The sequence below is a fragment of the Pseudovibrio sp. Ad13 genome (assembly GCF_001623225.1).
Classification (GTDB): domain Bacteria; phylum Pseudomonadota; class Alphaproteobacteria; order Rhizobiales; family Stappiaceae; genus Pseudovibrio.
This window is the reverse complement of sequence record NZ_LMCC01000002.1, coordinates 471902-489499: the sequence shown is the minus strand read 5'-3', so window position 1 is coordinate 489499 and position 17598 is coordinate 471902. Positions and strand designations below refer to the sequence as shown.

Annotated in this window: 20 protein-coding genes; 3 read left to right on the top strand and 17 right to left on the bottom strand. The window is 50.0% G+C overall.

Translation table 11 applies throughout. The annotated features are described in order from the left end of the window. Window positions 1-10: 10 nt before the first annotated feature. The 6 genes from sucD to PsAD13_RS03070 form a co-directional block, all read right to left on the bottom strand. Entirely contained in the window at window positions 11-934 is a 924-nt protein-coding gene (gene sucD / locus PsAD13_RS03095; RefSeq protein WP_057462981.1) for a succinate--CoA ligase subunit alpha, read from the bottom strand. Further along, window positions 934-2133 carry an ADP-forming succinate--CoA ligase subunit beta gene (gene sucC / locus PsAD13_RS03090; RefSeq protein WP_057462982.1) on the bottom strand — a complete coding sequence of 400 codons (1200 nt, stop codon included), beginning with the start codon at window positions 2131-2133 and terminating at the stop codon, window positions 934-936. The genes sucD and sucC overlap by 1 nt, the downstream gene beginning before the upstream one ends. Before the next feature lie 93 nt (window positions 2134-2226). Continuing rightward, a complete protein-coding gene (gene mdh / locus PsAD13_RS03085; RefSeq protein ID WP_057462983.1) occupies window positions 2227-3189 on the bottom strand; it encodes a malate dehydrogenase in 963 nt (320 codons plus the stop codon). 188 nt (window positions 3190-3377) lie between these two features. Beyond that, window positions 3378-4535, bottom strand: coding sequence for a cell division protein ZapE (zapE, locus tag PsAD13_RS03080; RefSeq protein ID WP_063317379.1), 1158 nt, complete (start codon window positions 4533-4535; stop codon window positions 3378-3380). 234 nt (window positions 4536-4769) lie between these two features. After that, the gene (locus PsAD13_RS03075) at window positions 4770-5309 is read right to left on the bottom strand and encodes an AprI/Inh family metalloprotease inhibitor (RefSeq protein ID WP_063294848.1); all 540 of its coding nucleotides are present in this window, start codon (window positions 5307-5309) and stop codon (window positions 4770-4772) included. A 188-nt stretch (window positions 5310-5497) separates the two neighbouring features. Further along, entirely contained in the window at window positions 5498-5956 is a 459-nt protein-coding gene (locus tag PsAD13_RS03070) for a hypothetical protein (RefSeq protein ID WP_063301662.1), read from the bottom strand. Between the two features lie 262 nt (window positions 5957-6218). Between PsAD13_RS03070 and PsAD13_RS03065 the strand changes: the two genes are divergently transcribed. Next, window positions 6219-6596, top strand: a complete 378-nt coding sequence (locus PsAD13_RS03065; RefSeq protein WP_063286410.1) for an MAPEG family protein — start codon at window positions 6219-6221, stop codon at window positions 6594-6596. Between the two features lie 142 nt (window positions 6597-6738). On the opposite strand, the gene PsAD13_RS03060 is transcribed toward PsAD13_RS03065, so the two are convergent. Further along, window positions 6739-7563 (bottom strand): nucleotidyltransferase domain-containing protein, encoded by an 825-nt coding sequence (locus PsAD13_RS03060; RefSeq protein WP_208986389.1) that lies wholly within the window; start codon window positions 7561-7563, stop codon window positions 6739-6741. Window positions 7564-7701: 138 nt separating this feature from the next. Further along, the gene (locus PsAD13_RS03055) at window positions 7702-8055 is read right to left on the bottom strand and encodes a carboxymuconolactone decarboxylase family protein (RefSeq protein WP_057462989.1); all 354 of its coding nucleotides are present in this window, start codon (window positions 8053-8055) and stop codon (window positions 7702-7704) included. Between the two features lie 209 nt (window positions 8056-8264). Here PsAD13_RS03055 and PsAD13_RS03050 point away from each other — a divergent pair, with 209 nt between their 5' ends. Together PsAD13_RS03050 and PsAD13_RS03045 are read left to right on the top strand one after the other, a co-directional pair. Next, window positions 8265-8864 (top strand): TetR/AcrR family transcriptional regulator, encoded by a 600-nt coding sequence (locus tag PsAD13_RS03050; RefSeq protein WP_057462990.1) that lies wholly within the window; start codon window positions 8265-8267, stop codon window positions 8862-8864. Between the two features lie 250 nt (window positions 8865-9114). Beyond that, window positions 9115-9801 (top strand): outer membrane beta-barrel protein, encoded by a 687-nt coding sequence (locus tag PsAD13_RS03045; RefSeq protein WP_063286407.1) that lies wholly within the window; start codon window positions 9115-9117, stop codon window positions 9799-9801. 80 nt (window positions 9802-9881) lie between these two features. On the opposite strand, the gene PsAD13_RS03040 is transcribed toward PsAD13_RS03045, so the two are convergent. From PsAD13_RS03040 to nudC, 9 genes are all read right to left on the bottom strand, one after another. Continuing rightward, window positions 9882-10664 carry a succinate dehydrogenase iron-sulfur subunit gene (locus PsAD13_RS03040; RefSeq protein WP_057462991.1) on the bottom strand — a complete coding sequence of 261 codons (783 nt, stop codon included), beginning with the start codon at window positions 10662-10664 and terminating at the stop codon, window positions 9882-9884. Window positions 10665-10689: 25 nt separating this feature from the next. Continuing rightward, window positions 10690-12555 carry a succinate dehydrogenase flavoprotein subunit gene (sdhA, locus tag PsAD13_RS03035; RefSeq protein WP_063286406.1) on the bottom strand — a complete coding sequence of 622 codons (1866 nt, stop codon included), beginning with the start codon at window positions 12553-12555 and terminating at the stop codon, window positions 10690-10692. 5 nt (window positions 12556-12560) lie between these two features. Continuing rightward, on the bottom strand, window positions 12561-12944 hold the full coding sequence (gene sdhD, locus PsAD13_RS03030; protein ID WP_063286405.1) for a succinate dehydrogenase, hydrophobic membrane anchor protein: 384 nt from the start codon (window positions 12942-12944) through the stop codon (window positions 12561-12563). 10 nt (window positions 12945-12954) lie between these two features. Beyond that, on the bottom strand, window positions 12955-13353 hold the full coding sequence (gene sdhC / locus PsAD13_RS03025) for a succinate dehydrogenase, cytochrome b556 subunit (RefSeq protein ID WP_057462994.1): 399 nt from the start codon (window positions 13351-13353) through the stop codon (window positions 12955-12957). A 465-nt stretch (window positions 13354-13818) separates the two neighbouring features. After that, the gene (locus PsAD13_RS03020; protein WP_057462995.1) at window positions 13819-14349 is read right to left on the bottom strand and encodes a dihydrofolate reductase family protein; all 531 of its coding nucleotides are present in this window, start codon (window positions 14347-14349) and stop codon (window positions 13819-13821) included. Between the two features lie 262 nt (window positions 14350-14611). Further along, window positions 14612-15088, bottom strand: coding sequence for a GNAT family N-acetyltransferase (locus PsAD13_RS03015; RefSeq protein WP_063294252.1), 477 nt, complete (start codon window positions 15086-15088; stop codon window positions 14612-14614). 46 nt (window positions 15089-15134) lie between these two features. Continuing rightward, window positions 15135-15809 carry a sulfate transporter family protein gene (locus PsAD13_RS03010; RefSeq protein ID WP_057462997.1) on the bottom strand — a complete coding sequence of 225 codons (675 nt, stop codon included), beginning with the start codon at window positions 15807-15809 and terminating at the stop codon, window positions 15135-15137. A 144-nt stretch (window positions 15810-15953) separates the two neighbouring features. After that, complete coding sequence (locus tag PsAD13_RS03005) at window positions 15954-16568, bottom strand: histidine phosphatase family protein (protein WP_063317234.1); 615 nt, start codon at window positions 16566-16568, stop codon at window positions 15954-15956. 61 nt (window positions 16569-16629) lie between these two features. Further along, window positions 16630-17595, bottom strand: coding sequence for an NAD(+) diphosphatase (gene nudC / locus PsAD13_RS03000; protein ID WP_063317233.1), 966 nt, complete (start codon window positions 17593-17595; stop codon window positions 16630-16632). Window positions 17596-17598 lie beyond the last annotated feature (3 nt).

Here is a 17598-nt window from a genome sequence, read left to right as displayed (position 1 = left end):
GGTGTAATTATTAAGCACCCTGCTTCAACTCTTCGAGAAGAGCAACAAGGGTCTTGCCAAGCTTAGCTGGGGATGGAGATACACGGATGCCCGCGTCTTCCATTGCAGCGATCTTGTCGTCCGCTCCGCCTTTACCGCCAGAGATCACAGCACCTGCGTGACCCATGGTGCGGCCTGGAGGCGCTGTACGACCAGCGATGAAGCCAACCATTGGCTTAGAACGGCCTTTTGCAGCCTGTTCTTTGAGCCATTCAGCTGCTTCTTCTTCTGCAGAACCACCGATCTCACCGATCATAATGATGGATTCTGTTTCTGGATCATCCAGGAACAGGTCCAGCATATCGATGAACTCAGTGCCCTTTACAGGGTCACCACCGATGCCGACTGCAGTGGACTGGCCGAGGCCTTCCTGCGAAGTCTGGAAGACTGCTTCATAAGTAAGTGTACCTGAACGGGAAACGATACCTACAGAGCCCTTCTGGAAGATGGAGCCTGGCATAATGCCGATCTTACACTGTTCAGGTGTCAGAACGCCTGGGCAGTTTGGACCGAGAAGACGGCTGTCGGATGCGTCGAGGCGAGCTTTAACCTTCACCATGTCTGCAACCGGGATACCCTCAGTGATACAAACGATGAAAGGAATGCCAGCGTCGATAGCTTCGATGATTGCTGCGCCTGCACCTGCTGGTGGGACGTAAACAACAGAAGCGTTTGCACCGGTTGCGTCTTTCGCTTCTTTAACGGAAGCAAAGATTGGCAGTTCAGCAGCAGATTCAAGTCCGGAAGACCAGGTTTCGCCGCCTTTTTTAGGGTGTACACCGGCAACCATTTGGGTGCCGAAGTATGCCAGTGCCTGCTCAGTGTGGAATGTGCCGGTTTTACCGGTCAGACCCTGAACGATGACTTTAGTGTCTTTGTCGACGAGGATAGACATTATGCGACCTCCTTCACAGCAGCCACGATTTTCTGAGCTGCATCGTCGAGATCGTCAGCAGGAATAACATTCATGCCGCTTTCGCTAATGATCTTTTTGCCAAGCTCAACGTTGGTGCCTTCGAGGCGCACAACGAGAGGAACCTGAAGACCAACTTCTTTAACAGCAGCCAGAACGCCTTCTGCAATAACATCACAGCGCATGATGCCACCGAAGATGTTGACCAGAATGCCCTGTACGTTTGGATCGGACGTGATGATCTTGAACGCAGAAGTTACTTTCTCTTTGGTAGCGCCGCCGCCAACATCGAGGAAGTTTGCAGGCTCAGCACCATACAGCTTGATGATGTCCATGGTCGCCATTGCCAGACCAGCACCGTTCACCATGCAGCCAATGTTACCGTCAAGAGCAACGTAAGCGAGGTCGTGCTTGGAAGCTTCGATCTCTTTTTCGTCTTCTTCGGTCTTATCGCGCAAGGCAACAATGTCTTCGTGGCGGAACAGTGCGTTGCCGTCGAAGGATACTTTCGCATCCAGAACGCGCAGACGACCACTTTCCATAACGATCAATGGGTTGATTTCGAGAAGCGCCATATCCTTTTCTACAAATGCTTTGTAGAGGATTGGGAACAGCTTCATACCATCCGCGCGTGCTTCACCTTCAAGCTTGAGGGTGTCACAAAGAGCAGATGCTTTGTCTTCGGTCACGCCCTGAAGCGGATCGATTGGCAGAGTGAGGATAAGCTCTGGCGTATTGTGCGCAACTTCCTCGATATCCATGCCGCCTTCAGTGGATGCTACGAAAGCAACCTGACCACATGTGCGGTCGACGAGCAAAGAGAGGTACAGTTCGCGGTCAATGTCCGCACCGTCTTCGATGTAAAGACGGTTTACGACTTTACCAGCATCACCGGTCTGTGCAGTCACCAGAGTGTTGCCGAGCATGTCAGCAGCGTGGGACTTTACTTCATCCAAGTTGAATGCAAGACGAACGCCGCCTTTTGCTTCTGGGCCGAGTTCTTTGAACTTACCCTTACCGCGACCACCTGCGTGGATCTGAGACTTCACAACCCACAACGGGCCTGGAAGGCTTTTTGCAGCGGCTTCAGCTTCATCAGCGGAGAAAATTGCAACACCTTCAGCAACAGGTGCGCCGTATTCCTTCAGGACCTGTTTGGCCTGGTATTCATGTATGTTCATCTGCCCTTCCCATTCTAAGGGGCCCTGCCGAAGCAGGGAGCTAGACTGGCAACGCCTAGTGCTGCCAGTCTTTCAGATCATAGCTTGCGTGGCTTATGCCAGAGCAGGCTGGATTTTCTTACAAGCGTCAACAAGGCCGTTTACAGAAGAAACGGATTTGTCGAACATCGCTTTTTCATCGCTATTGAGATCAATTTCAATGATACGTTCGATGCCGTTTTCGCCAATAACAGTTGGCACGCCAAGGTACATGTCTTTCTGACCATACTGGCCGTCAAGGTATGCAGCACATGGAAGAACGCGCTTTTTGTCTTTGAGATAGCTTTCTGCCATTGCGATAGCAGATGCAGCTGGTGCGTAGAATGCGGAACCAGTTTTCAGAAGACCAACGATTTCTGCGCCACCATCACGGGTGCGCTGAACGATTTCTTCGAGACGCTCTGCAGTGAGCCAGCCCATTTTCACCAGATCGGTGAGTGGAACGCCAGCAACAGTGGAGTAGCGTGTCAGTGGAACCATTGTATCGCCGTGACCGCCAAGAACGAATGCGGTTACGTCTTCTACGGATACTTTGAATTCTTCAGCGAGGAAGTAACGGAAGCGAGCGCTATCCAATACGCCAGCCATGCCAACAACTTTGTTTGCTGGAAGACCGGAGAATTTCTGCAAAGCCCAAACCATCGCGTCGAGCGGGTTGGTGATGCAGATTACGAATGCGTCTGGAGCGTACTTCTTAATACCAGCGCCAACCTGCTCCATAACCTTCAGGTTAATTTCAAGCAGATCATCACGGCTCATGCCAGGTTTACGAGGAACACCTGCAGTCACGATGACGACATCAGAACCAGCGATGCCTTCATAGGTGTTTGTGCCAGACAGACCAGAGTCAAAGCCGTCAACTGGAGAAGATTCTGCCAGGTCCAAAGCTTTGCCCTGAGGCATACCTTCAGCGATGTCGAACAGAACGATATCACCCAGTTCTTTCAGACCAGCGAGGTGTGCAAGTGTGCCACCAATCTGACCGGATCCAATCAAAGCAATCTTGTTGCGCGCCATGAGGAGCTCCCCTTTACGTAACATAGAACCATGATATATGGTGCCTATTTGTCGCAGTGGGTAGCGGTTTTGACGGATGTGCGCAACCCAAATGAAGCACACATCCGCGTTATTTTCCGTAAAATGACGTTTTTTTAGCAGTTTGGATAAGCTCTCAATACGTCATTTCTGAATAAAATTAAATTTTTTCAGGTTTCGATATTATGCTCACGCATCAAGTACTCTTCCGAACGCATTTCGATCAAGCGCGAAGCTGTCCGATCAAACTCAAATGCTTCGGTTCCAGATGAGGCAACATAGAGCTCCTGCGGCTCTGCGCTTGCCTGAATCACGAGATGAACGTGATTGTCGTAGAGCGTATCAATCAGATTGATGAATCGCTTTGCTTCGTTCCTACGCGCCTTGTCCAAGACAGGTACACCTTCGAGGAAAACTGTGTTGAAAGCATGTGCAATACGCAGGTAATCAGAGGGCCCTAGCGGGGTGCAACACAATTCCTGAAATGTGAACCAGACAATCGCGCTACAGGTGCGGCTCACGGGTATTTTCCGGCCTTTATTTTCCAACTCAATAAGATGGCACTGAAGGCCATAAGTCATACTAGCCCAAAGTTTCTCCATTTTCTGAAGACTTTCAGGACCAAGCGGCTCAAGATACGTGTCGGAGCCAGAGAGCTTCTCGAGGCGGTAATCCGTCGGCGCATCCAAATGGATGACACTCATTCGCTCACTCAAAGAACGGATGAATGGAAGAATGTGATTTCTATTCAGTCCGTCTTTATAGAGCTCATCCGGCACCACGTTTGAGGTACACACGACGACAACGCCAGCCTCGAACAATTTGCCGAAAAGCCGCCCGAGCAACATGGCATCTGCGATGTCGGTTACAGTGAACTCATCAAAGCACAGGAGCCGCGTTGTACTGATGATCTCCTCAGCAACCGGGATGATCGGATCGCGGTCTTTGATCGTCCCAGCACTGATCTTCTTGCGGACCATAAATATGCGATCGTGGATCTCCTCCATAAACTCATGGAAGTGGGAACGATGCTTTTTAGGTTCAGGACTTAGATCGTAGAACAAATCCATGAGCATGGTTTTGCCGCGTCCTACAGATCCCCAAATATACAGGCCTTTGATGTAGTCTGGCTCTTCCTTGCTTTTTCCAAGCAGGCGACCTAACAGCCCCTTCTTTTCTTCCGGCTTTCGCTGCACCATTTCTGCAGTCAAAGCATCCAGAGACTTTGCCACCTGAATTTGCGCCGGATCGGCTTCCAGGTCGCCCCGCGCCACCATCGCTTCGTAGTGGGCAAGGACGGTTGTTAGGTTAGACGTATTCTCAAGCACGGAGCTCACATTCCTTAAGCTGTATTTCAGAGGGCAAATCACGCCGATCCGATGGGCTATATTTGCCCATGGCATAAAGGAGAGCGCTACCCAGACGCAAGTACAATAGGGTTTATTCGTAAAACCAACGTCTCACATCTGATCAAATTCTGCGGCGCACTTAAACAAAGGCAAAAAGCGCTGCACCTGATATCGGCGCAACGCTTCGAAACTTATAGGATCATCAGATGATGATTAGCGGGCGAAGTTGATTGGAGCGCCGTTCGCTGTTTGACCAGAGAAGTTGGTTCCAGCCCCAGAGAGGGTCGCAACGTTTCCGCCGCCAGCGTCTTTCAAGACAACCTGACTGCCATTCAGATTCCATGCAGAAATCTGAGAGAGCGTTGCATCGCTACAGCCGCGCGTATTTGCACGGTAACCGCCGCTCCACTTGGTCAGCGTCATGAAGAGCTTACAGTTGTCGCCACCTGAAGAGACGCTCCAGCCGCCAAGCAGATCGGTACGGCCCACAGAGCCACCTGTTGCATTGACGTTTGGAGCAGGAGGTGCAGAAACAACCTGCGAATTAGCGTTCGCGTCCTGACCGTCAACCAAGATCTGGCCTTCAGCGCCTGGCTGACCAGGAGTGATCGGCGACAGGGTCTGACCCTCGATTGGTGAGATCGGAGAAGCAGGCAACGGAGAGACATAGCTACGGGTATACGTCGTCCGTTGGCACGCTATTGTGGAAAGTGCAATTACAGAAACAAATGCAATCGTCAAACTACGATTCATAGTGGTGTCATCCCAGCCTTGTGAATTAAGGCGTATTAACCATAAAGACCTTAAGAAACTGCCCCTAAAACAAGGCAGGTGAAAGGTTTACCACTCAAAAAATTGTGAGTTTCCCACTGAAACCCCTATTTCCTAAGGGAAACATGGGAAAATCTGACAACTCTCATAAAGCATTGGGCCAGCCAACCTTAACAAGCTGCACGCCAATTTAGAGAATCACTAGAAAAAACCTTAGAGGAGGTTGCAAGATCTATAGATTCTTTAATTTTGCGGAATGCATCTGTTGCCTCTTTTATGTTCCGGGGAACATCTTCATCTAGGCAAATATCCCAGTTCAACTTTACTGGATGACCGGGCCACATTGGTTGCTTGTCAAGAAGCACACTTGTCTGAAGTCTTATTATATAGTCAGGTTGAGGTGCATGGGGTAGCGAAAAAATTGTCCAGGGCTTCGGATGCAATCCCCCCTCATCCATACCGTTGGCGAAAAGAACCTTCTTGGTAAGCGAAACCATTTCCTCTCGGGGCAAGGGGCCACCAGAGAAGGCACGCAACTCTCCCATTGAGGTTTGGTTTAAGTAGGCTTCTGCGGCCAGACTCAGAAATGAATTATCTACGCAAACAAACAGTACATTTGCCTTAGTCATAGGCACGTCTCCACTGGAGCGCCGGACAATGTCCAATCATTCGGTGTCACTCGATTCCAGCACTTCATAGTGCCTTTTTTCTTCGGATAGATGACAACCAGACGATGCGCTTAAAATAATTGCGATTAGAATTGGAATGAGCGAAGCCGATGTGCGGAAATAATCGCAGTGGAGGCTTCAAACCTAAGTGAACTCAGTTCACTTTGTTTCTCTATGCCTGTATAAAGGCTCCGATTTTTCTGAGTTTATTTGGAGCTGCACAATGTCTTTCCCTTTATGGACCATACTGATTGCCGGTCTGATGCCATGGCTTTCTGTTCTTCCTGCCAAATTTTCCCGCAAGTTCGACAACTCAAACCCAAGAGACCCAGAGTACTGGAAAGAAGGATTTCGCTTGCGCGCGCGCTCCGCAGAGATCAACGGCCTCGAAGCTTTCCCTCTTTATGCAGTATCTGTGCTCGTTGCCCTCGCCTATGGCGGTGACCCAGACTGGATTGAAAGACTGTGCGGTTTATTCATCGCAATGCGCGTGCTGTTCGTCGCATGCTATTGGCTTAACCGCGCCACCCTGCGTTCTCTTGTCTGGTTCGTTGGTTTGATTTGCGCCGTTGCGCTGTTCACGTCTCCGGCGTGGTCATAACAGCAAGCGCTGGGGGTCATAATCCCCGCGATTTCAAGGTATTGTGAGAAAGGTAAAGATCTTTCTCACGCAAACTGGCACGGTTCTGCTGTTTCTGCAGGACTACAGGTGAGAGAAGTAAACAGAAGGCCCTGTGAGACCCTTAGTTTTTAGGGATGACCGCCCATTTCAGGAAGAAACGATCTGCTTGGGCAGCCGTTTCCTGAGTAAACTGGCGACGACGGCGGGCCAGCAATGCAGGGCCAGCCTCCAATTCAGCCAGGATCAGATCATTGATAGCGCCAGCAGGGCGAACGACATCCTTGATCATCCCAGCCTCGCTACGTTCTACCAACTCCTCAATCTCACCACGTAGCACAGGGCGAATAAAGGTCGCCTCGGCAATATCTGAGAGGCGAGAAGGCGGAACACCCTGATAGCGATTCTGGTTGTACCAGCGCAGCACCAGTGATGAGCGGATGAGGTCATACAAGCGTTCAGGCACGATCTCGCCGAGTGACACACCGTCAAATCGGTGCTTCTGTCGCTCAATCCGATTGTAATGATAAAGTGCGAAGCGAACCGGATCACAATGTTCAAGGGCAAAGGAGATCAACGACTTCGGAAACTCGTCATGCCCCGCATATGGATCCTTCAACTGAACCCAATCTAGCGGTTCAGGATTGCCTTTTAACAGCGCAATGAGCGTTTTTTTCAAGTCCCAACCAGACACATTTGCCGGGACATTCACATCAACGTCTACCGTCTCATCGACCGGAAAAAGAGAAAGGTAGTGCTCAATTGATCGAATGTAGATGAACCGACAATTGGCGTAGTGAGCTTCAGATTTTTTATGAAGATACAGGTGCGAAAGATCGCCCGCGTGCAGAACACGCAGATTTCTTTCGTTTTCCAAGTCACGAAAGTTCTTTTCCAGCTCCATAAAAACAGAAGAGCTTTCCGAACCAACCTGTGAAGGCGCACCCACCAATATTGCCTACCTGAAATCTAAGAGGCTTTCCCTCGTTGCACTTACCCTTGAACGCAATTCAGGGCAAGTGCACGCAAGCAGTTTGCTCTCTAAGTTTTAGGAAAACAGAGAGATTGAGTGAAGATACGTCACTTCTTATTTTGCTTCTGAAGACAGAGCATCAAATGCACTGAGCGCTTCTGCTGCGTACATGAGAGAAGGTCCACCACCCATGTAAACAGCAACACCGAGAGCTTCCATCAGCTCTTCACGGGTTACACCATACTTGATGCAGGCTTTTGCGTGGTATCCAAGGCAGGCATCACAGCGTGCAGCAACACCGATGGAGATCGCGATGAGCTCTTTTTGCTTCGGTTCAAGAGCACCAGTTCCAATCGCACTCTTTGCGATTTCGCCAAATCCCTTCATCACACCAGGAATACCCGGGCGCAGTTCAGCGATGCGACCATCCGTTTGGGTGAGGAATTCTTGCCAATTTTCTACAGCCATGCTTCGACTCCTTTTATATTAGATATTACTAATACTAATAATTCGCAAAAATCCAACAATGACTAAAATCAAAGAAATCGCGCTTAGCGCATTAATATCATTCGTGTTTTTACATAATTTGCCCGTTAATATGACGCATACGTCATTGCAATCTCTACTCAGCTATGATTACTGAAGGAACTCTCGTTTTTTCATTTTCGGAAATTGATATGTCCATCGCAGAAATCCTGACTGCAAAGGGCCGGGCTGCTGACCTGCTCGCTGCCGCCCGTGATGCATTCCTCACCCAAGGGTACAAGAAAACCTCGGTGAGCGAGATTGCAGATGCCTCAGGTATCTCAATGGCACACATCTATAACTTCTACCCAAGCAAGATAGACCTTGCCTGTGCTGTTGTCGCTGCAGAGGTGGTGAAGCTGGTTGCGCGCCTTGAAACAGCGACTGACCCCAACGCCAGTGCCTCAGCACGTCTGAGCAAGTTTCTCATGATGGAATTTGAAGAGACATATCGCCTGCTGGAACTCAACAAGGGTCTGGCAGACTGCTTGCAGGTGCTGGAACAGAAGCGCCCGGAAGACTTTGAAGAACTGTTCCGGCTTGTGCGACAACCAATGCACACTATCCTGCATTCCGGCAACCTTGCTGAGGAATTTGACCTACGAGAAGTCAGTCAGGTGGCAAGACACATTCACGCTGCAACGATGAAGTTCCGCTTTCCTCAACTGCACAGCCACGAACCCTATGAGATACAGCGCAAAGAATGCATTGGCGTTATCAAGCTGGTTCTGCGAGGCGTTGAGCGACGCTAGAGAGTTGCTGACTTTTTCGTAAACCTGCTATGAGCTCATTGACGGTTTCGTAGGGATTGCAGATATTCCCCCCTTGAAACTGAGAAATCAGCACATCAGTGCTTGTCAATTTCAACTAGCCTTAACGCAAATTTTCCTTTTTAAAATCAAGCATTTATAAAGATCAGAGTTCTAGACTTATTTGTATCAAGTTACCTATCACGTCTGATTATTTAGCCGTGTCATCCTCTTGCGTATTTTGGGGGAACCAATGAGTCGCTTAAGAGTATTTGCGTTTGCGGTATTGGGATTGCTCGGCTTCAGCAGCCATTCCTATGCTGTTGAATACCCACCTGGTGTAGAGGTGGAAGAGCCTTATGAAGTTTACGAGGAAGAAGTTGTTGATGGGCTGATCACCCCACCTGAATATGACTGGGATGGCTTCTATCTTGGTGTGCAGGGTGGCTGGGCCCGCCTTCATGGCACGAACCGCTTCAACAACAGTGGTACGCAGTATAACGGCGGGACCGTTGGGTTATATGGCGGCTACAACTACACTTATCAGAATATTCTGATCGGCGTAGAAGGCGAAGGCGCTTACTGGTCTTTTGGTGAGCGTTCTCGCGGTGAAATGTCATTGCGCTCTGATTACTTCGCTGCCGCAAAGATCCGGGCCGGCCTCACCTACGATTGGTTCATGGCGTATGTGACTGGTGGTGCAGCTGTTTCCACCTTCCGTGCCTCTAACCCGAATTTCGGTCCTGGCTCCGACAGCAATACCATGCTTGGCTGGGTTGGCGGTGCTGGCCTTGAGATGTTCGTCACAGAGCGAGTGATTGTACGCCTGGACTATGAGCGCATTGTCTTTCCCGGTCGTAGCTTTACCGTTGGTGGAACGCGCTTCAAGGAAGACATTGACAGCGACGCTATCCGGATCGGTGTTTCCTATAAGTTTTAGGCTATTAGCCTCAAATGAAAAAAGCCGCCTCATTTCAGTGAGGCGGCTTTTCTTGATTTTACAACGTGCTCACACGTTGATTAAACGCGACGCTCGACCATCATCTTCTTGATCTCAGCAATTGCCTTTGCAGGGTTCAGACCCTTTGGACATGCCTGAGAGCAGTTCATGATGGTGTGGCAGCGGTACAGACGGAACGGATCTTCAAGATTGTCCAGACGCTCACCAGTTGCCTCATCGCGGCTGTCGATCAACCAACGGTAAGCCTGTAGAAGGACTGCAGGGCCGAGGTAGCGATCACCATTCCACCAGTAGCTTGGGCAAGAGGTGGAGCAGCAAGCACACAGAATGCACTCATAAAGACCATCCAGTTTCTGGCGATCTTCATAGGACTGCAGCCATTCTTTCTCAGGCTCAGGTGTCGTGGTTTTCAACCATGGCTCGATAGAGCGGTGCTGCGCGTAAAAACGTGTCAGATCCGGCACAAGGTCCTTCACAACAGGCATGTGCGGCAGAGGGTAGATTTTGACGATCTCGTGAGAGCATTCGTCAGCACCCTTTGTACATGCCAGTGTGTTGGTTCCGTCGATGTTCATCGCACAGGATCCGCAGATCCCTTCACGACAAGACCGGCGGAAGGTCAATGTTGGATCGACCTTATCCTTGATGTAGATGAGCGCGTCCAGCACCATTGGGCCACAATCGTCCGCATCAACGTAGTAGGTGTCGATGCGTGGATTGCGTCCGTCATCCGGAGACCAGCGGTAGATGCGGTACTCACGGGTGTTAGTGGCGCCTTCCGGCTTTGGCCAGACTTTGCCCTCTCCCATCCGGGAGTTTTGTGGCAGTTTGAATTCAGCCATAACAGTTACTCCAGATTTCGGCGCCTTAGTAGACGCGGGCTTTCGGTGCGATCTTCTTCATGTCGATGCCACCTTGATCGTAGGTAGTCAGCGGCTCGAGAACAACCGGACGATAGCTCAAGGTCACCTTACCATCCTCAGAGAGGTGAGAGATGGTGTGCTTGCGCCACTCGTCATCATTACGACCACCGAGAGGACCATCTTTATAGTCTTCACGAGCATGAGCACCACGGCTCTCTTTACGCGCTTCAGCGCCATAAACAGTGGTGATTGCATTGGCCATAAGGTTTTCAAGCTCAAGCGTTTCGACCAGATCAGAGTTCCAAATCATGGAGCTATCAGAAACGTGCAATTCGCTCATTTCATCCCAGATAGCGGAGATGCGCTTACATCCCTGCTCCAGGCTTTCCTGAGTACGGAACACAGCCGCATCTTCCTGCATGGTCTTCTGCATCTTGGAGCGCAACTCAGCCGTTGGGGTAGAGCCCTTAGCAAAGCGCAGCTTATCGAAGCGAGCCATGATTTTCTGACTGGAAGCTTCGTTAGGCTCTGGAATTGGAGCTTCACGATCAACAACTTCACCAGCGCGGATTGCTGCTGCACGACCAAACACAACAAGATCGATCAGGGAGTTTGAACCGAGGCGGTTTGCACCGTGAACGGACGCACACCCAGCTTCACCAACAGCCATCAGACCCGGCGCGATTGCGTTTGGATCTTCTTTGGTTGGGTTCAGTACTTCACCCCAATAGTTGGTTGGAATACCACCCATATTGTAGTGAACAGTTGGCAGAACCGGGATCGGCTCCTTAGTCACGTCAACACCAGCAAAGATGCGTGCGCTTTCGGAGATACCTGGAAGACGTTCTGCCAGCAGATCAGGATCAAGGTGATCCAGATGCAGGAAGATGTGGTCTTTGTTTTTGCCAACGCCACGACCTTCGCGAATTTCCATCGTCATACAACGGGAAACAACATCACGAGAGGCGAGATCTTTCGCGGAAGGAGCATAACGCTCCATAAAGCGCTCACCCTCGGAGTTTACGAGGTAGCCACCTTCACCACGCGCACCTTCCGTGATCAAACAGCCTGAGCCGTAGATACCGGTTGGGTGGAACTGAACGAACTCCATATCCTGCAGAGGCAGACCCGCACGAGCGATCATGCCACCGCCATCACCTGTACAGGTATGGGCAGATGTTGCGGAGAAGAATGAACGTCCGTAACCACCAGTGGCCAGAACAACCATCTTCGCAGAGAAGCGGTGGATTGTGCCGTCATCGAGGTTCCAGGCGATCACGCCCTCACATACGCCCTCTTCTGACATGATCAGATCAAGTGCGAAGTACTCGATGAAGAAATCAGCGTTGTGGCGCAGAGACTGACCATACAGCGTATGTAGGATCGCGTGACCAGTCCGGTCAGCAGCAGCACAGGTGCGCTGTACTGGGGGACCTTCACCGTAGTTCTGCATGTGGCCGCCGAATGGGCGCTGATAGATCTTGCCTTCTTCCGTACGGGAGAAAGGCACACCGTAGTGCTCAAGCTCATAAACTGCCTTTGGTGCTTCACGCGCGAGGTATTCCATCGCATCCGTGTCACCGAGCCAGTCAGAGCCCTTAACAGTGTCATACATATGCCACTGCCAGCAGTCTGGCGTCATGTTCTTCAAGCTTGCTGCAATACCACCCTGTGCTGCCACAGTGTGGGAGCGAGTTGGAAACACCTTGGAGATACAAGCTGTTTTCAATCCCTGCTCAGCCATACCGAGCGTTGCCCGAAGGCCAGCACCACCAGCACCTACAACCACAACGTCAAACTTGTGGTCTACAAACTCATAGGCCTTGCCGCTCTGGCTTGGCGCTGTCGATACACCGGTCTGTTCAACCATCTAGATCAGCCTCCGAAGCTGATTTTAAGCACTGCAACCACGGAAGCGAGTGCGATAAAAGAAGCGAAGAAAATGTTTCCCATAAGAAGAAGAAGCTTTAGCCCTTCTGAATGGAAGTAATCTTCGATGATGACTTGCATGCCCAGCTTCATGTGCAGGCAGCCGACCAAGATCACCAAAAGCAGCAAGGTGGAGATGATCGGGTTTTGAAGTGCTTCAGTGAAACTCGCATAATCAGCGCCTTGCAGCGCGATAACGAGGATAACAAAGAAGGAAATAAGGAACACATTTGCTACAGCGGTCAAACGCTGGCGCCAGAAATGCGACGTGCCGTCCTTAGCTGAGCCAAGGCCGCGAACTTTCCCGAGCGGAGTGCGCATATCGGTCATTGATCTCTCCTTAAGCGACGATGAAACCGATGATCCAGAGGATCACGGTAAGAGCAACAGAGCCTACGATTGTCGCGCGAGCCATCCAGTTCGCTGCAGACAATTCAAAGCCATGCCCCATGTCCCAGATGAAGTGACGCAATCCGCCAATCATGTGGTGCACAAGTGCCCATGTGAAGCCGAAGAGGACCAGACGGCCCAGGAAGGAACCGAAAACGTCCATTGCGAATTGATAGGACTCAGGACCTGCTGCTGCGCAGATGAGCCAGAACGCCATCAAAATCGTTCCAAAATAAAGCGCCGCCCCGGTGATGCGATGTAGAATGGACATCACCATCGTCACGATCGGCTTATAGATCTGAAGATGGGGCGATAATGGCCGGTTGGCCTTGAGGTCAGCGTTCGCCATAAATCTCTCTCCCGTCCCTGGTTACAGTTACGCTTACGTAAACGTAACAAAACAAGGCGTTGTATGAGGTTCTAATACCTTCAGTTTCGGGGTGCGTCAAAGCATCCTATGCGACTAAATGCTTTTTCTACTAGGTTTGCCCTTAAAATTGGCCGAAATGATTAGATTTTGCGGTGTAAATTTTGTTGGTTTCTACCCGATCAAGTAACAAGAATCTGGTAGCTTATTATCTTGAGTTTTGTAGTCATATTTTAATTTACTGAAATTGTGCGAAATTTTTCAGAAAATCACTTAAAGTCAAATTACGTTTACGTAAACTTTATTTAATGTGAGCGAGCTGACGCGACCCTCTACTTCAAATCTAGAGCAGCCGATCTTGATTTCCAGTTTAGGCACCTATCCCGTGCTCTATTCACTGGTAAAAAGAGACGGAGCAGGTATGGCCTGCCCCGTGTTGGTAATAAGCTACTGCAGATCAAACTCACAATACTCAACGCCGCTATCATACAGCGTTGAAGAGGTGCATTTGAGATCGATCAGCTCAGAGACATTTGCAAATAACGGTGTCCCCACCCCGCATATGACAGGTGCAACTTTCAGGCGTAGGACATTGATTAGTTTAGACGCAGCCAGCAAACCTGCAAACATCCCTCCTCCGCACAGGTAGATATCGCCACCCTGCTCATTCTTCAGCGCAGAGATGTGCGTGGTGAAGTCTGCTCGCACTGCCTCAACCTGAGTGTCTTCAGGCAGCTGAATTCCTTCTGAGAAAATCAGATGCCGCATATGCGGGTAAGCTTTAGCGCCTGCGGGAAGACCATACTGGTAGGCAAACTCATAGGTATGGCGTCCCATGATCACAGTATCATAGGTCGCTAATCGCTCTTTGTAAGCGTCTACATGATCACCAGTATGGGGGAAGATTGAAACATCGCCATTCGGGCCAGCAATAAAACCGTCGCGACTAACGGCGACGTCATAGATAACGCGTCTCATAAAGACTCCATCAAAAACAGACAGGCATCAAACACCACCCACGTTGATTGTGGGAGTGCTGTTCAACAGAATTGAGTTGCCTTAGTTGTTCACCGACAGAGTCCTCCTCATTGCCGGATTACATGCTGAAACAGATTTCTCTCCGGATCAACCTGCACGAAACGAAGAGCAGTCAAATGGGGGGAAAAGAGAGTTGATGTGATGTTTGAGTAACAAAGGACAGCCAAGCTTCGCTCCCTTAAATCTCATAGAACAACACTCTTCAGAGCGCTTTTTCCATGTATCTGACGGTCTTTCCTTTTCCTTCCAGCTTAGCTTCCCCGACGATTTGAAAGCCTAGTGAAGCATGGAATGCGTCTGATGCCGGGTTGGGAGGATCTGAGTTTACTTCACATACAATGCGCTCGTATCCCTTTGCCTTCGCGAAGTTGAACAGGTCATCGTAGAGTTTGCCTGCAATGCCTTGTCCTCGTGCAGCTTTAGAAATTACAATCCGATCGACATAGAGAAAGTTGTCATAGCCTGCGCAGAACCATTTGAAATTAACTGAAGAATACTCGCCGCCCTGATCGTATGTGATGAGAAGACCAGCTTCCTTGTCAGCAATCCTTACATAGGTTGCTTTCTTGATCAGCTCTGCAAAGCCATCACGTGTCATAGAGGACAATTCGACAGCATGCTCTTCGTTCAGAGCGTGCGTCCAGGTTAGATCGTCAGCAATAAAGCTTCGAATAGGCAACGCAGCTACTTCCTGTTATTTCTTAAAATTGTAGTTATTATTGAGTCTAGACGGATAGATTGCGTTTTGTTCGCAATGTCTTGAAAACGTGCACCATAAAGATCGTCGCAAAGAGTGGAGTGATCAGGTTCACGATTGGAATTGCTAGAACAAACGCAACGATCAGTCCGGCTGCAAATACGGTTCCGCCTTGCGATTTACGAAAAGCTTTTGCTTCTTGCGGCGACATAAAGCGCATTGCCACAAACTCAAAATATTCACGGCCCAACAGATAGCCATTCACGAGCAAAAATGCGATTTGGCCGATACCGGGAATGAAGAACAGCATCAGAGCGAAAATGTTGGCGACAATGATAACGCCGACAAAACGGAGAGCTGTTACAATAGACTCGCCAAGCGGCAGCGCTTTGCCTCGCCTTTCATTGGGATAAGAGTGCTCTTCAACAAGTTCGGAAATCTGATCTTGATAGAAGGCGACGACCATCGCTGAAACCGGAGCCAGGATATAGCCGAGACCGATTAATGCGCCGATGCCTGTTACGATACTGACCGTCGTGTCCTGCCAGTCTTGTGGTAAGTCTATGAAATACCCGACTACGCCTTGAATAGCGATCCAGACGACAAGAAGAAGAAGCAATGTTAACCCTAAGGCTTTGAAAAAGATGCTTCTGAAATGCGGTTCAAAAACCTGCGAAAATGATTTTATTGCTGCCGATAACATCTCTTGTGCCAAATTTATGAAAACAGATGGCACTTAGATAAGCATTTCCCCGAGCCGCAACAAGAGCTGACGCTTGTAAAGCAGCTTGCCACCCATCAGGATCAACAGGCTGCTTCAGTTCTTTGCGCCGGAACGTTCCCAAGTTTACTGCGCGAGCTCCATCTCATCGATCAGCTGCCACTTCAGGCTCTCGAGACTAGCGGAACACTTCTCAAGATCGACTGGATCAAACCGGAACCAGCAACCACCTCCAACATTTGGAGGCTGATCGAAGGCGCGGTCGATTGCATTGTTGGCGAGGTGGCATTTGAGCAGCGTTCCCACGCCTCCATGGCCAGAAAATAGAACAGGTTCGCCACTTGGAATCGCGGTGAGCGCCTGTTTAATTGCAGTGACGACACGACTTTGCGCATCCAGCGCCCGTTCCCAGCCACGAACGCTCACTGCGGGGCGACTGAAGAACTCATCAGCGACAAGCTCAAACTCATCTGGCTCAAGAAAACCGGTTGAGCTGCGATCATTTTCGTGAAGGCCTGCGGATGTGATCAGCTCCATACCCAGGTGGCTCGCGATAATCTGACCAGTTTCGATGGCCTTTTTTTCGCGATTGGAAATGACATGGTCAATTTCCAAAAGCCACGGTTGGCGTAGACCTTGTTCTAAACGCTCGCGACCTTTATCCGACAAATCCCAGTGCGGAACTGGGGTTGCCGGGTCGATGTCAACATTTGGGTGGGTCAAATATATACAGTAAGTCATGGCACCTCCCCGGTGCCATCAGGCACCTGTTAAATAACCACTGGCTCTACTCGTCCATGGGTCATTTTTCCTCGATATATTTCTTGATCAAATGATGCGCGATAGAGATGTCAGGGGGGCAAATTAATCCCGACTCTGCTTCGCCTTGGAGCATCTTCAGTGTCTCCTCTTTAGAAAACCACTGACAATCCTCCATTTCTTCATAGTCGATATTCAAGTCAGTCGTCAGCGCTTCACCGTGGAACCCGATCATAATATTTGATGGGAATGGCCAAGGCTGGCTGGCGACGTATTCCACTTTGCCGACTTTAACGCCTGCTTCTTCAAAAACTTCTCGGCGGACGGCGTCTTCAAAGGTTTCGCCTGGTTCCACAAACCCGGCGAGTGTTGTGTAGACATTTTCCATCAGATGGTAAGGACGCCCCATCAGGCATTTGTCCCCGTGGGTGATCAACATTATCACCGCTGGGTCCGTTCTTGGGAAGTGCTGCGCAGAGCAAGACGGACAATCTCGCCGATAACCAGATTCGGCGAGTTCCGTTGGCTGTCCACACTGAGAACACATCTTATGGGAGGAATGCCAGCGGCCTACAGAAGCAGCCTGTGCCATCATTCCAAGCACTTCCTGACTGGCTGCTCGTTTCATCGCTATTCCGCGCAGTCCGTATGCCGCGAATGCTCCGAGTTTTTCCAGTTCCTCCTCAAGCGTTTCAGCATCCACTGTGTAACGCACGCCAAAGTATGGGCGGTCTCCGTCAGTTTCGTCAATGCCAAGAAAGATGGTTGTCGGATCAGTGACATTCAGAGTTCTGAGCATCTCAACGGGATGGATGAAAGGCTCAGTCATGACCTCTTTATTGAAGATGAAAGCGTCGTTTGACTGAATTAAAAAGCGGGCACCCGGACTCGTCTTTAGCGAGTTAACCCATTCAGTATCTTTACGTTTTTCACCACAGCGATTAAGCGAGTTGGCAGAATAACAAAGAGCTGCAGAGGCGTCATACACCTCAGCTGTTTCGGCCAGCATTTC

Bases quoted from the DNA above. Each gene is read 5' to 3' on its own strand.
- sucD (WP_057462981.1), bottom strand. From the start codon at position 934: ATGTCTATCCTCGTCGACAAAGACACTAAAGTCATCGTTCAGGGTCTG.
- sucC (WP_057462982.1), bottom strand. From the start codon at position 2,133: ATGAACATACATGAATACCAGGCCAAACAGGTCCTGAAGGAATACGGC.
- mdh (WP_057462983.1), bottom strand. From the start codon at position 3,189: ATGGCGCGCAACAAGATTGCTTTGATTGGATCCGGTCAGATTGGTGGC.
- PsAD13_RS03075 (WP_063294848.1), bottom strand. From the start codon at position 5,309: ATGAATCGTAGTTTGACGATTGCATTTGTTTCTGTAATTGCACTTTCC.
- PsAD13_RS03070 (WP_063301662.1), bottom strand. From the start codon at position 5,956: ATGACTAAGGCAAATGTACTGTTTGTTTGCGTAGATAATTCATTTCTG.
- PsAD13_RS03065 (WP_063286410.1), top strand. From the start codon at position 6,219: ATGTCTTTCCCTTTATGGACCATACTGATTGCCGGTCTGATGCCATGG.
- PsAD13_RS03055 (WP_057462989.1), bottom strand. From the start codon at position 8,055: ATGGCTGTAGAAAATTGGCAAGAATTCCTCACCCAAACGGATGGTCGC.
- PsAD13_RS03050 (WP_057462990.1), top strand. From the start codon at position 8,265: ATGTCCATCGCAGAAATCCTGACTGCAAAGGGCCGGGCTGCTGACCTG.
- PsAD13_RS03045 (WP_063286407.1), top strand. From the start codon at position 9,115: ATGAGTCGCTTAAGAGTATTTGCGTTTGCGGTATTGGGATTGCTCGGC.
- PsAD13_RS03040 (WP_057462991.1), bottom strand. From the start codon at position 10,664: ATGGCTGAATTCAAACTGCCACAAAACTCCCGGATGGGAGAGGGCAAA.
- sdhA (WP_063286406.1), bottom strand. From the start codon at position 12,555: ATGGTTGAACAGACCGGTGTATCGACAGCGCCAAGCCAGAGCGGCAAG.
- sdhD (WP_063286405.1), bottom strand. From the start codon at position 12,944: ATGACCGATATGCGCACTCCGCTCGGGAAAGTTCGCGGCCTTGGCTCA.
- sdhC (WP_057462994.1), bottom strand. From the start codon at position 13,353: ATGGCGAACGCTGACCTCAAGGCCAACCGGCCATTATCGCCCCATCTT.
- PsAD13_RS03020 (WP_057462995.1), bottom strand. From the start codon at position 14,349: ATGAGACGCGTTATCTATGACGTCGCCGTTAGTCGCGACGGTTTTATT.
- PsAD13_RS03010 (WP_057462997.1), bottom strand. From the start codon at position 15,809: ATGTTATCGGCAGCAATAAAATCATTTTCGCAGGTTTTTGAACCGCAT.
- PsAD13_RS03005 (WP_063317234.1), bottom strand. From the start codon at position 16,568: ATGACTTACTGTATATATTTGACCCACCCAAATGTTGACATCGACCCG.
- nudC (WP_063317233.1), bottom strand. From the start codon at position 17,595: ATGCTGGCCGAAACAGCTGAGGTGTATGACGCCTCTGCAGCTCTTTGT.